We start from the raw sequence: 13078 nt of genomic DNA, 5'->3' as shown, positions 1-13078 counted from the left end.
CAAAACTCACGTTTAAACGATATAAATCAAAATAATATGGCCAAAAAACCACAAAAAGCCCCAATGGGACAAATCAGAATAATTGGGGGAAAATGGCGTGGTCGTAAACTTCCGGTTCTCGATAGCCAAGGATTACGACCAACAACGGATAGAGTAAAAGAAACGCTCTTTAATTGGCTAATGCCCGTTATCCAAAATGCCCGTTGCCTTGACTGTTTTGCAGGAAGCGGTGGTTTAGGCATTGAAGCCCTTTCTCGCTATGCTCTTGAAACCACGTTTATCGAATATGAACGTGCAGTTGCCCAACAAATTACCGCAAATTTAACCTTACTTAATGCCGAGAATGGGCATGTCATTCAAGACAGTGCATTGTCATATCTTGTTAAACAAGGTTCGCCTTATAATGTCGTTTTTTTAGATCCTCCTTTTCATAAAGGCATGTTGTCAGACACTATCCAATTATTAGAAAATAACGGTTGGTTAGCGCAAGATTGCTATATTTATATTGAGGAAGAAGTTAAAGCACAGACTTATACAATTCCGACTCATTGGACATTACATAGAGAAAAGATCGCAGGGCAAGTCGCGTATCGTCTTTATATTCGCAGTTTATCTGCTTAATTTTTTATGGAGCTGCTATGTTAATCTTTTTTGGCCGATTTTTAATGGTCGGTGTTTGGGGCTTTCTGTTTTTAAATATTATTTCCCCATTTCCTAAGCCTCTAAAATATTTTATGGATATTGCATTGATTTTTATGGTGATTATGCATGGATTACAAATTGTTATGTATAAAGCAGGACAACCTAAAGATCAAAAACCATCAACGGCATTACAATTTCGTATTTTCTTCTTTGGGATCTTTGAGCTGTTAAAAATACAAAAAGAATTGCGCAAAGAATACGAAGAAAAACAGAAGAATAAAACTAAACCACAGCCGTAAATATTGTTATATCCTCGCAATTATCTGGGGTCGATAATCAACCCCAGAGGTTGCCAAATAATAAATATTCGGTCTTATTTATTACTTGGCTCATCACTTGGCATATCGGTTTCAAACTTTACAAAACGACTACCCTGCATAAACAAACGCCCTTTCATTTCAGGTTCGATATCTTGATAAGCTGATTTATCCATTCTTAACACTAAGTCTTTACGATCATCAGTGGTTAAACGAAAGGTCACTTGATAATAATGTATTGTTTCTGGGCCATTTACATCATTTTCTCTTGAACGCCGTTCATTTGCTGCAACTTCTTTTTTGTCAATTACTTCAACCATATAGAGTATAACAGGTGAATTATCGTCACTTATCCGCTGTTTTCTTTGTTCGAAGAAACGATAAGTTGCTGACGCTATAATAATCACCAGTACCGCAATTCCTAAAATAGCCGCTTTATTCATTACATTAATTCCTATCGTTATATGGATTAAAAAACAGTGTGCTTTATATTATTTTAATAAGTCCATCAGTTTCGTCATTAACCGCTATTCTTAAATTAATCTTTCTGTTATGAATAATAAAACAGTTCTGAATATAAGGAAGATATTATGAGTTGGCCTTTTCTCGCCGTATTATTCTCCGGATGGCTTTATATCGACGCCGCATATCGAGGTCCTAATTGGCAACGATGGCTATTCCGTCCTATCACGCTACTACTTTTATTACTCTGGGCATGGCAAGTTCCCGAGCACAATATTAATAGTTACCTAATTGTAGGTGCATTATTAGCGACTTTGCTTTCTGATATTTTAAGAATGTTTGATGGTAAGTATTTACTACCTTCTCTTGCCTTAGTTTTTCTAAGCTACATACTTTATATGGTGAGCTTTTTATTACCACTCCAACTCTCTTTCTATCTTCCTTTACTTGGGTTCGTGATTCTTGCTTTTATCATCATTCTAGCCATTGTTTGGACTAAGCTCGATAAATTAGCCATTCCAGCTTCTTTAACTTTACTAGCCGCATTTGCTATGTTTTGGATTGCTGGTGAAAAATTCTTCTACTTAAGTAATGATTACAACTTATCAGTGATGATTGGCTCATTATTGTTAGTGATTGCTTACTCAGTATGGCTAATCAACCGCTTCCGCTTCTCATTTTCAGCGTCTAAAGGACTTGTCAGCGCCTGTTATTTTATTGGCCATTTCTTTATTGTCAGAGCTCTGTTCCTTTAGTTTAAATCCAGCCCCTTGTTTTAAACATTTAAATCAAGGGGTTAATTTTTTGACCTAATTCGCACTTTTTGCCAATGAATATGCCTTCGGTATCTTGACTCTGGACTCTACTCCAAGCTGTAAAGTACTTATCAGATAGATAAATTTAGACTTTACTTTGTTGAACAAGGAGAGCCAGTTATGACTAAACATGCTCATCAACACGATAATCATAAACATACCGATGCTTGCTGCTCAAGCTCTCAATGCTGTTCAGGTCACTCAGAGAATAGTACGCACTCACATACTGAAAGTGGACATTCTCACACCAAAATAGATAAAAGTGATCCTGAATGCGAGGATGAGCACCACCACGGACACTCCCACGAACATGATCACCAACATGATCATGATGACCACGACCATAGCCATGATGGGCACAATCACGCTCATGGAAGCTGTGATATCAACGCCCCTGTCTCTAATATTGAGCCAGAAAAGATTGCACAACAGCGCTTTAGCTGGAAAGTGCAAGGTATGGATTGTCCAAGTTGCGCTCAAAAAATTGAAACAGCAGCACTCAAAGTTACAGGTGTAAAACAAGCAAAAGTCCTTTTTGCCACCGAAAAATTAGTCGTTGATGCTGATAGCGATCTACGTGCTGATGTGATTGCAGCCATTAACAGTGCTGGTTTTGAGCTTTTTGATCTCTCATCCCCCCAATCCCAAAAAGTGGTGAAGCAGAGCTTCTTAAAAGAAAGCTCATTTGTGATTGTTCTGGCGCTTTTAATGGCGATTAGCTGGGGTGCTGAGTTTATTGATCCCCAAGCAGGTCGAGCCGCCTTTCTTGCAACAACCTTAATTGGTCTATTCCCCATTGTGAAAAAGTCCTTACAACTTATTCGCAGTGGTACGCCGTTTGCTATTGAAACATTGATGAGTGTTGCTGCAATTGGCGCACTATTTATTAATGCAACCGAAGAAGCAGCAATGGTTATCTTGCTGTTTATGATTGGTGAAATGCTGGAGTCTTATGCCGCAGGACGTGCTCGTCGAGGTGTGAGCGCATTAATGGCATTAGTGCCGGAAGAAGCAACATTAGTCAAAGACGGTAAAAAACAAATAGTTCCTGTTGCGCAATTACGTCCGGGCGACATTATTGAAATTGCGCCGGGTTCGCGTTTACCAACAGACGCCGAACTAGTTAGTGCATTTGCAAGCTTTGATGAAAGTGCATTAACGGGTGAATCCGTACCCGTAGAGCGTTTACAAGGCGAAAAGGTCGCTGCTGGTTGTTTATCTGTCGATAGATCTGTACAGATGAAAGTGGTATCTGAACAAGGGCAAAACGCTATCGACCGTATTTTGCAATTGATTGAAGAGGCTGAAGAGCGTAGAGCCCCAATTGAACGCTTTATTGACCGCTTTAGTCGTTACTATACACCTGCGATTATGCTGTTCTCTGCACTGGTTATCATTGTTCCACCACTGTTGTTCTCACAACCTTGGGAAACATGGATTTATCGCGGCTTGACTCTATTACTGATTGGTTGTCCTTGTGCTTTGGTTATCTCAACACCAGCCGCCATTACGTCAGCATTAGCGGCTGCAACTAAACGCGGAGCGCTTATCAAAGGTGGCGCAGCATTAGAGCAATTAGGCACAGTTAATACTATTGCATTAGATAAAACAGGCACATTAACAGAAGGGAAACCTCAAGTTACTGATGTTGTGGCTGAAACCGGATTTAATGAAAAAGAGGTACTGACTTTTGCTTCATCCGTAGAAATTGGCTCTCATCACCCATTAGCAAAAGCCATTATCAATAAAGCACAAGATGAAGGTGTACTTGTTGTTGAAGCGGAAGATCGTAAAGCGCTAGCAGGTAAAGGAATTGAAGGTTATTTAAATAGCCAACATATTCTGGTAAGTGCGCCTACTCAATTATCAGAAGCCACATCACTCTCTTCTCAGTGGCAACAAGAAGTTGCGCGCCTTGAAGATGAAGGTAAAACCGTGGTTGTCGTATTAAAAGAGAGTCAGCTTATCGGTGTTATTGCTATGCAAGATACCTTACGCAGTGATGCTGTCGAATCAATGAAGTTATTGAAAAAGATGAACATCAATGCCGTTATGCTAACAGGTGATAATCCAAGAGCAGCCGCGGCTATTGCGAAAAAATTAGGTATGGATTTCCGAGCAGGATTACTGCCTGAAGATAAAGTAACTTCAGTAATGGAAATCAGTAAAACACATAACACAATGATGGTGGGTGATGGTATCAATGATGCACCAGCAATGAAGGCAGCAACCATTGGCGTCGCGATGGGAAGCGGTACTGACGTTGCACTTGAAACAGCTGATGCAGCATTAACGCATAACCGTTTAACTGGCTTACCTGAAATTATTAAGTTATCTCGTGCAACACGTAAAATTATCCGTGAAAACATCACGATAGCACTTGGTTTAAAAGCGATATTTTTAGTAACAAGCTTATTAGGAATTACTGGGCTTTGGGTTGCTGTTCTTGCTGACTCTGGAGCGACAGCACTGGTAACAGCCAATGCCGTAAGACTGTTAAGAGTAAAAATTAGCGCCTCAAACAAAGAGTAAGCACACTAAAATAACAAAACCCAAACCTCAGTATGTGGGGTTTGGGTTATTTTTTAGTGCGATGATAAGCAATATTTACAGTATAAATTACAGATTGCTCTCTTTTTTACGGATAAGATAACGATAAGGTGCAGATTGCGTCTCTTGATTTAATAAATCATGTTCCATAAATCGGCAAAAGCCAGGAATATCACGCACTGTGGCAGGATCATCAGCAATCACTAACAACGTCTCACCTAATGCCATATTTCTTATGGTTTTACGTACTAACATCACAGGTTCAGGGCAACGTAGTCCTAGCGTATCTAATGTCTTGGTTGCATCATCAAATTGAGCATTCATTCTATTAACCATTCTTCTTACACTGACAGATTTCGTTATTATATCTCGCTTTCGTGTTCACATCACGGCACATTAAGCACAAAGGTATTCCCCCTAACCTTTGCTTTTGTTGCGCAACAGGCGTATTATGCGCATCCTCTCATTTAAGAGAGAAATCACTGTTTTATTGGGTTCCCTCACCCCAATCACTAAAAAGGTACAATTTATGTATACGTTTACTCCCCGCCAAAAAGCGGTGGCGCTGTTATGGCTTTCTTTGTTCCACATCCTGATAATTACCTCTAGTAACTATCTTGTGCAATTACCTATTTCCATTTTTGGTTTCCATACCACTTGGGGTGCCTTTACCTTTCCGTTTATTTTTCTGGCAACAGATTTAACGGTTCGTATTTATGGCGCACCACTTGCCAGACGCATTATTACCGCCGTTATGCTACCTGCATTAGCGATTTCTTACCTGATCTCAACGCTTTTTTTCCAAGGCAGTTGGCAGGGTTTTGCCTCATTAGCTGATTTTAATATCATGGTGGCAAGAATTGCGACAGCGAGCTTTATGGCTTATGTGTTAGGTCAAATCATGGATGTGTCTGTCTTTAATCGTTTAAGACAACAACAAAAATGGTGGGTAGCGCCAAGTGCAGCAATGTTCTTCGGTAATTTACTCGACACACTCGCATTCTTCTTTATTGCATTTTATCGTAGTACTGACGCATTTATGGCGGAGAATTGGGTTGAAATTGCATTAGTTGACTATGTGTTTAAATTAACCATTTGTATGCTGTTCTTCTTACCTGCTTATGGTGTCTTATTGAATTTTATTTTGCGTCACTTTTTCGCACAAGAAAACAAAAAACAAGATTATGCTGAAATTCGCTCATAATCTGGCACACCTCGCAAAAAAACAATGACATAAATGTCATAATTCAAACAATAAAGCTTCATAAGCCAATTTTATGAAGCTTTATTCTGATTCGAATAATTTATTATTTTACGTAGATATTTCGCATGGTAATTAATTAGCATGATTAGTTAAACAACTCACGAAATATTGCTTAAATATCATTATTAGGATGTTTTTCACATGCTAATATAAAAAGTCTTAATTATTTACAATAAATTATTTTATTCACCCATTAAACTGTTAATGTATTCTTAGAACGTCTCCATATTGTTATATGTCAGTTGGGATGACGAGTCTCACCATAAGGATTTTTTACTCTCTTTTGCGAATAGTAGGAGTCTATTATGTTAAAAGTTATTCAATCCCCCGCTAAGTATATTCAAGGGCCAGACGCGCTATATCATATTGGTAAATACGCGAAGCCGTTTGGTGATAGAGCACTGATTATTGCCGACAAATTTGTGATGGAACTCGTCGGTAGTACCGTTAAAGATAGTATGTCTCAATATGAAGTTAATGGGCACTTCGAACTTTTTAATGGTGAATGCACACACAACGAAATCAATCGACTATCTGAACTTGCAAAAGCACAAGCCTCTCTTGTGATCATCGGCGTTGGTGGTGGTAAAACACTTGATACTGCCAAAGCTGTTGCTTATAAATGCCAACTTCCTGTCGTTATTTCCCCAACCATTGCTTCCACTGATGCACCAACAAGCGCACTTTCTGTGATTTATACTGAATTAGGCGCATTTGATAGTTATCTTTTCTACCCAACAAATCCTGACGTTGTCGTGATGGATACCAACATCATCGCTTCTGCACCAGCTCGTTTATTAGTGGCAGGAATGGGAGATGCTTTAGCAACCTACTTTGAAGCAAGAGCGTGTAGCCATGCGCAAAAACAGACCATGGCAGGAGGTAAATCGACACTTGCCGCCCTAGCTTTGGCTGAACTTTGCTATAACACCCTTTTAGAAGATGGCTATAAAGCAAAACTCGCAGTAAGCCGAGGTGTTTGTACAACTGCGGTAGAAAATATTATTGAAGCAAATACCTTCTTAAGTGGTATTGGTTTTGAAAGTGCAGGTCTTGCGGCAGCTCATGCCATTCATAATGGATTTACGGCATTAGAAGAGTGTCACAACATGTATCATGGTGAAAAAGTTGCCTTTGGTACATTAGTCCAATTAGTACTAGAAAACAGCCCATTAGAAGAGTTAGAAGAGTTCCTTGATTTCTGTATTTTAGTCGGGCTACCTGTCACTTTAGAAGAGTTGGGTATCAATGCAACAGGCGATGAATTAAATGAAAAAATCATGGCAGTTGCTGAGTTAAGTTGTGCTGAAGGTGAGACAATTTACAACATGCCATTTGATATCGATTCCGATAAGGTTTATGCCGCGATTTTAACTGCCGACCAATTAGGACGGGAATGGCTTTATTAAAGCCTGAGTAAACAGGGAGTGCCTATCTCCCTGTTTGCATTTACAAAAAAGGGTGTTTTATGGTCAGTATCGTATTAGTTTCAAAGAGCCTTACGCTCGCCAATGGTATCAAAGAGCTCGTTAATCAGACTGTAGATCGCCAAGTAAAAATTGCCATTGCGACCAACTATCAAACACCTTCTGATCTTGCTAATGAAGTGTCACCAGAAACCATACTTTCAGCAATTAAAAAGTGTTATAGCAAGCAAGGTGTACTCGTTTTACTCGATACTTATCATTCAGCACAAAATGCAGCACTCGCCATCGCTAATCTTGAGCATAACGTTGCCACAAATGTCGCGTTAAGTTCGGCTCCGATTGTTGAAGGTACCTTGGCTGCCGCCAATAGTATTGCACTAGGCGCTTCACTTGAAGAAGCAGAAAAAGCAGCACATAAAACCATTACAATTAAAAAACTGCAATTAGGCGAAAATCTTCCTAATTTTAATATTCACCCTAAAAATACAAATTACGAACCCGTCCGAATTATCACCGCACCTGTTTGGCTATACCCTTATCATCGTTTCGTGATCCCTCGTAAAAAAATATCCTCTCATTTATTGCTTGAAGAGCAAAAACGCCTCATTAAAGCGATTGAGCGATCCAAAAAGGACATAGACTGGTTAACTGAAGAAGCCTATCGCAAGATTGGAGAGCAATATGCCCATATTTTTTCGAGTCATCGCTTCTTATTAGAAAATACCGAATTACAACTGACCGTATGTAGCATGATAAGTAAACATCACTGCAATGCAGAATTTGCCTTACAGCAGACATTTATTGATTTAATAGATACTTACGCGCAAATGGATGATGATAATATGCGTGCTCGTGAAAGTGATTTAGATGATATTTTATCTCGATTACTACGCTATTTAACTTCTGCCCCCCCTCCAATCACACATCCTCCTTATGCAAATGCAATTCTAGTGACAAAACAGCTTCACCCTTCAACATTAATGGCTCTCGATACCAACAAGATCAAAGGGATTTTATTAAGTCATGGAAACCCATTATCTAATACCACCGTATTAGCTAATGCATTAGATATTCCAATTATTAACGAGGCGGGAAGACAAGCTCTTTCGCTGACTGATGGGCAAAATATCACACTTAAAAAAGTCCAAAATATTTGGCTTTATCAAAATACCTATATCTCTCATTAAAAATAAGAGTATTTAAATAACCTGTAAACCACAGTGTCAGGTTATTTAATTTCCTTATTATCTTATATTTCATCCCTTTTTTACTAAAAATAAAAAAAGGGAATAAAAGATCCTCTTTTATTCCCTAGCTGCTTGTTATCTTAGTAATCAATTACTTTTTTATTATCTAATAGGCAATACTTATAATGCTCTTGCCAATAAACTAATGGGGTGTTCACATTTTTTCGTCGTTGACATCTCAATTTGCCATTTACAGGTTTCACAGTCTGTAATCACCAAATCACAGCCACTCTCTTCAATTTGACGGAATAAGCCTGCGCCAATACCTTGAGCAACATCGTAATTTTCAGATTTAAAACCGTAAGTTCCGGCAATACCACAGCATTGAGAATCTAAAACAATGACCTCAACACCAGGGATACGTTTAATTAAATCAATGGAATAGGCTGTCCATCCCATTTTTTCCATATGACAAGGTGTGTGATATGCCACTTTTAACGGAGTATGTTTCAGTGGTAACTCACGACCTTCTTCTAATAAACGATAAATATAGCGTGTCGCTAATTCAATATTTTCACGTACTTTTGATGTATCAACATCAAGAATATGTTCATACTCATCACGAATAGTGAAAGTACAAGTTGATGATGTTGCAACGACTGGAATATTGTTTTCAACAATTTTTTCTGTCAGCGATTCAAGGTTTACTGCGGCTTGTTTTTTGGCTTGTTTAACAAAACCATTCGCAATTAATGCAACACCACAGCATTTTTCGCGTTTTAATAACTGAACACCAATCTCCATTTTATTGAATACTTTAACTAAATCTTTCCCTAATTGTGGGTGGTTATAGTTAGCGTAACAACCGTGGAAGAAGGCAACTTGATCTTTAAAACGCGCTTGCTCTTCAACTTGTTTTTTCATCCATGTTCTAAATGTACCAAAAGAGTATTTTGGTAATTCGCGACGATGGTCGATTTTAAGTGCTTTATCCAAGATCTTACGTACAGGTTTTAATCCTGTAATAGTATTTACTATCGGCGCCATCGGCGTTGATAATGTTCCCATTAAATCCGTATGACTTAAAATAGCATCACGAAGTTTTGGTGTTTTCGTATTGTAGTTCAGTTTCGCACGCGAAATGATGTCACCGATCTTCACATCTGACGGACAAGCAACTTCACAACGCTTACAGTTAGTGCAATATTTCAATGCTTCATCATAAAGCATCGGATCTTTTAGACGTAAACGCTCACCATCAGGCCCCGCTTGTTTAGGGCCAGGATAAAGTGGATTTACTTTTGCAACTGGGCAGTAAGTAGTACAAACAGTACACTTAATGCACGCTTCAAAACTGTTATCATGTAAACTCATTGTGCTGCCTCCACAACCGCAGATGTGGTCTGTTCTGATGTATTGTGCTGTAAAATTTGTTGCGCTGCATAAAGTGCGCTGAGCATTGAAACACCTGCGCCACAACCTTCATTAAGCGGGTCAAATCCACCTAATACAGCACCTACGGCGTAAACATTCTCTAAGACTTCACCATATTTCATCGGTCTTAATTGGCTATCTGTATCAACACCAAATCGCATATAAGGCTGTTTTGCAAAGACATTTACTTGTGTCCACTCATTGCGTGGTAACATCTCTAGCAAATCAAGTTCCATCAAAGGTTCATAGACACGATCAAACTCTGCGATTAAACCATTATTGAAGAAACTCCCTGTTGCCAATACAACATGTTCGCTACGAATAGGAATATCAGTATGGTTTCGAGTGTGAATACCTGTAACTTTATTACCAATTAAATCAACTTGTTCTGCACGATCGCCCGGCATAATTAAACCGCCAGCTTTTTGGAAACGCAGTTTTAATGCTTGATGTAAGCGAATACCTAATAGTGATGGTGGCAATGTCGGTAATAAACAGATAGGTTTGCCTACAAGTTGTTGAAGTAGCGTCACAGGCTCTTCTGCATCTAGCCCGATACATGCAGGTAAAATAATTGCTTCAACACTGTCATCAATATGTTTTTTCAGCTCTTCTGCTAACGCTTTGGTGTTTTCAGGCTTATCTAGATAGCGCGCAATATTGACTGCTCTAAATTCACTAGGGTTATCACGCAATCTATCTAATAACGGTAAGTGAATATGATAAGGAATAGACTCAACACCTTGCTCATTCAGCGTATTGCTTGCAAATTGTGGCTGAAAATCTAAGAAGCCTTCAATTCCAACAACCGCCAGCTTTTTCCACGGCAGTGCTTGATTAACACCATGAATTGGCACACGTTTTGGACTCATCCAGCTCATACGTGAACGCCCAACAGGTGTAATACGATAATGGTTTTCATCACCATTACCTTGATATTCAAGGCCTTTTGTACTAGTCAGTAATGCTTGAGCCTGCTCAATTAAAGTTGAAACCTGCGTTTCACCCATACGGCTATAAGGATGTTTAGGGGCAAGTTCAGCCAATGTTGCTAAAGCTTTCTTAGGCTGAGTCACTAATGAACCATCAGGAAGATGAGTTAATAGATCCAGAGAACCTGATGAGAAATGTAGTGCGCTTTGACCATTGCTGATAATTGCGCAAGACTTACCGGCTTCAGCAAGACGAATACCTGCGGTTAAACCTGCAAGTCCGCTACCTATAATGATGACGTCAAATTTCATTATCTGCCTCCGCTGAAGCTGTTTTTTCAATCATATCAGCATCTAAACCACATAAACCTTGGTAAACCCAACTGGTGAATTCACTTTCACGTAATGCATTACCCCAAGCGATTGGTCGAATACCTTTCCAACGCTCATTTAAGAAATGGGCAAGCTGTTGTTCTGACTCGTGAGGAGTAGTGACTTGTAAACGGTTCAATAAACCCGCTGCACGACAAGCACAAAGTTCACCTTGGCATGTTCCCATACCCACGCGAGTACGGCGACGTAAATCAAGTAAGTTATTGACTGTTAAAGAGTTAACAGCATAGCGAACTTCCCCCGCAGTAACGGCTTCACATTCACAAACTAAACTCTTATCGCTACGCTCATTGCTCAATAATTTATTGGCTAAATCACCATGACGATAAACCGCAGAACCACGAATTGGCGCAGGTAATGAAACAACGCTACGTAATGCTTGTTCTGCTGACTGACGAGAGCCAGGTAAGGCTTCTTCTGCTGTTGTACATTTTGCAGAGACATTTAATTTTTCGCAGATTTTATCTGTTGCCCATTCAGCCATTAAACGGTAAGTCATTAATTTACCGCCAGTAATGGTAATAAAGCCTTCTAATCCATCACGTTGCGCATGGTCGAGTAAAACAATACCACGGCTAACATTACGACCAGATGGATCATCATCACTGGCAACTAAAGGACGCACACCTGCATAAGCACGTAAAATTCGAGTTTGAGCCAGTTTTGGCGCTAACATTGAACCTTCGCGGATAAGAATATCGACTTCTTCAGGGGTCACATACATATTGTCGATTTCATCGTAAGGTACACGTGTTGATGTTGTACCAATCAATGAAATTGTATCGCCAGGAACTAAAATATCGGCATCCGCAGGTTTACGACAACGGTTGATCACCATATTGTTAATACGATGACCTAAAATCAACAATGCACCTTTGGCTGGGAACATACGCACTTTTAACTCGCCATACTCAGCGATTTTTTGTCCCCAAATTCCCCCTGCATTCGCCACTATTTGTGCACGAATTTCATACAGTTTTTTCGCTTGATGATCGTAAACTTTCACGCCTTTAACACGGTCACCTTCACGAATAAGTCCAACGACTTCATGATAAGTCAGTACTTGAGCGCCATGTTCGCGGGCATCTAACATATTTGCGGCAGTTAAACGGAAAGGATCGACAGTACCATCTGGCACTTTAACTGCACCGATTAAATTAGGGTTAACAGAAGGCTCTAAGCGAATAGCTTCTTCGGGTGAAATCGCTTGAGCATCAATACCTGCCGCTTGGCAAGATTGAATAAAGGTCTGTTGAAACTCTAAAGAATCTTCAGGTAGGGTAATAAAAAGGCCATCCGTTTTTTCAACACAATGACGAGCGACCCTTTTTAAAATCATGTTCTCTTCAATACACTCACGCGCTGACTCAGGATCTGTTACTGCATAACGCGCACCACTGTGTAACAATCCATGATTTCGACCGGTTGCACCGGTTGCAATATCATGTCTTTCTAGCAGGACGCAACGTAACCCACGGCGTGCACAGTCTCTTGCCATGCCAGCACCGGTTGCTCCCCCGCCAATAATAATGACATCAGTTTCTGTCACTGGTGAACCGCTCATCATAGAGATGCCCTCTCACATTACATTCAGCAAACGCTTATTTATTCTTTAGCGTTAATTATAGTGTATAAGATACACAAAAAATGTGGTT

At 39.6% G+C, this 13078-nt stretch carries 12 protein-coding genes; 7 read left to right on the top strand and 5 right to left on the bottom strand.

What is annotated here, in order from left to right; all coding sequences use genetic code 11:
- Nucleotides 1–36 precede the first annotated feature (36 nt).
- Both rsmD and AB4J89_RS14065 read left to right on the top strand, forming a co-directional pair.
- Nucleotides 37–621 (top strand): 16S rRNA (guanine(966)-N(2))-methyltransferase, encoded by a 585-nt coding sequence (rsmD, locus tag AB4J89_RS14070; RefSeq protein WP_088493849.1) that lies wholly within the window; start codon nt 37–39, stop codon nt 619–621.
- 17 nt (nt 622–638) lie between these two features.
- Nucleotides 639–941, top strand: coding sequence for a DUF1145 family protein (locus tag AB4J89_RS14065; RefSeq protein ID WP_075672964.1), 303 nt, complete (start codon nt 639–641; stop codon nt 939–941).
- A gap of 74 nt (nt 942–1015) precedes the next feature.
- Here AB4J89_RS14065 and AB4J89_RS14060 read toward each other — a convergent pair whose 3' ends face one another.
- Nucleotides 1016–1402: a DUF2500 domain-containing protein gene (locus tag AB4J89_RS14060; RefSeq protein WP_311755429.1), complete on the bottom strand. Its 387-nt coding sequence runs from the start codon at nt 1400–1402 to the stop codon at nt 1016–1018.
- A gap of 147 nt (nt 1403–1549) precedes the next feature.
- Between AB4J89_RS14060 and AB4J89_RS14055 the strand changes: the two genes are divergently transcribed.
- Nucleotides 1550–2176 carry a lysoplasmalogenase gene (locus tag AB4J89_RS14055; RefSeq protein WP_194951748.1) on the top strand — a complete coding sequence of 209 codons (627 nt, stop codon included), beginning with the start codon at nt 1550–1552 and terminating at the stop codon, nt 2174–2176.
- Between the two features lie 180 nt (nt 2177–2356).
- On the top strand, nt 2357–4768 hold the full coding sequence (locus AB4J89_RS14050) for a zinc/cadmium/mercury/lead-transporting ATPase (protein WP_368469659.1): 2412 nt from the start codon (nt 2357–2359) through the stop codon (nt 4766–4768).
- Nucleotides 4769–4855: 87 nt separating this feature from the next.
- Here the strand turns inward: AB4J89_RS14050 and tusA are convergent, their stop codons facing one another.
- Entirely contained in the window at nt 4856–5110 is a 255-nt protein-coding gene (gene tusA, locus AB4J89_RS14045; RefSeq protein ID WP_036933135.1) for a sulfurtransferase TusA, read from the bottom strand.
- Between the two features lie 205 nt (nt 5111–5315).
- On the opposite strand from tusA, the gene AB4J89_RS14040 reads away from it, so the two are divergent.
- The 3 genes from AB4J89_RS14040 (at nt 5316) to AB4J89_RS14030 (ending at nt 8664) form a co-directional block, all read left to right on the top strand.
- The gene (locus tag AB4J89_RS14040) at nt 5316–5990 is read left to right on the top strand and encodes a 7-cyano-7-deazaguanine/7-aminomethyl-7-deazaguanine transporter (protein WP_088493853.1); all 675 of its coding nucleotides are present in this window, start codon (nt 5316–5318) and stop codon (nt 5988–5990) included.
- A gap of 365 nt (nt 5991–6355) precedes the next feature.
- Nucleotides 6356–7459, top strand: coding sequence for a glycerol dehydrogenase (locus AB4J89_RS14035; RefSeq protein ID WP_088493854.1), 1104 nt, complete (start codon nt 6356–6358; stop codon nt 7457–7459).
- Nucleotides 7460–7518: 59 nt separating this feature from the next.
- Nucleotides 7519–8664 carry a phosphoenolpyruvate-utilizing N-terminal domain-containing protein gene (locus tag AB4J89_RS14030; RefSeq protein WP_088493855.1) on the top strand — a complete coding sequence of 382 codons (1146 nt, stop codon included), beginning with the start codon at nt 7519–7521 and terminating at the stop codon, nt 8662–8664.
- Nucleotides 8665–8844: 180 nt separating this feature from the next.
- Here the strand turns inward: AB4J89_RS14030 and glpC are convergent, their stop codons facing one another.
- From glpC to glpA, 3 genes are read right to left on the bottom strand one after another with little or no spacing between them, the layout of a single operon-like run.
- The gene (glpC, locus tag AB4J89_RS14025; protein ID WP_088493856.1) at nt 8845–10038 is read right to left on the bottom strand and encodes an anaerobic glycerol-3-phosphate dehydrogenase subunit GlpC; all 1194 of its coding nucleotides are present in this window, start codon (nt 10036–10038) and stop codon (nt 8845–8847) included.
- Nucleotides 10035–11342, bottom strand: a complete 1308-nt coding sequence (gene glpB / locus AB4J89_RS14020; RefSeq protein ID WP_088493857.1) for a glycerol-3-phosphate dehydrogenase subunit GlpB — start codon at nt 11340–11342, stop codon at nt 10035–10037. Before glpB ends, glpC begins: the two co-directional genes overlap by 4 nt.
- Complete coding sequence (glpA, locus tag AB4J89_RS14015; protein WP_171455253.1) at nt 11332–12990, bottom strand: anaerobic glycerol-3-phosphate dehydrogenase subunit A; 1659 nt, start codon at nt 12988–12990, stop codon at nt 11332–11334. The genes glpB and glpA overlap by 11 nt, the downstream gene beginning before the upstream one ends.
- Between the last annotated feature and the right edge of the window lie 88 nt (nt 12991–13078).

The organism is Proteus sp. STS61-E, assembly GCF_040932335.1.
In the GTDB taxonomy this organism is placed as follows: domain Bacteria; phylum Pseudomonadota; class Gammaproteobacteria; order Enterobacterales; family Enterobacteriaceae; genus Proteus; species Proteus mirabilis_B.
Note: the sequence above shows the minus strand (reverse complement) of the source record. Positions and strands in the feature narration are given on the sequence as shown.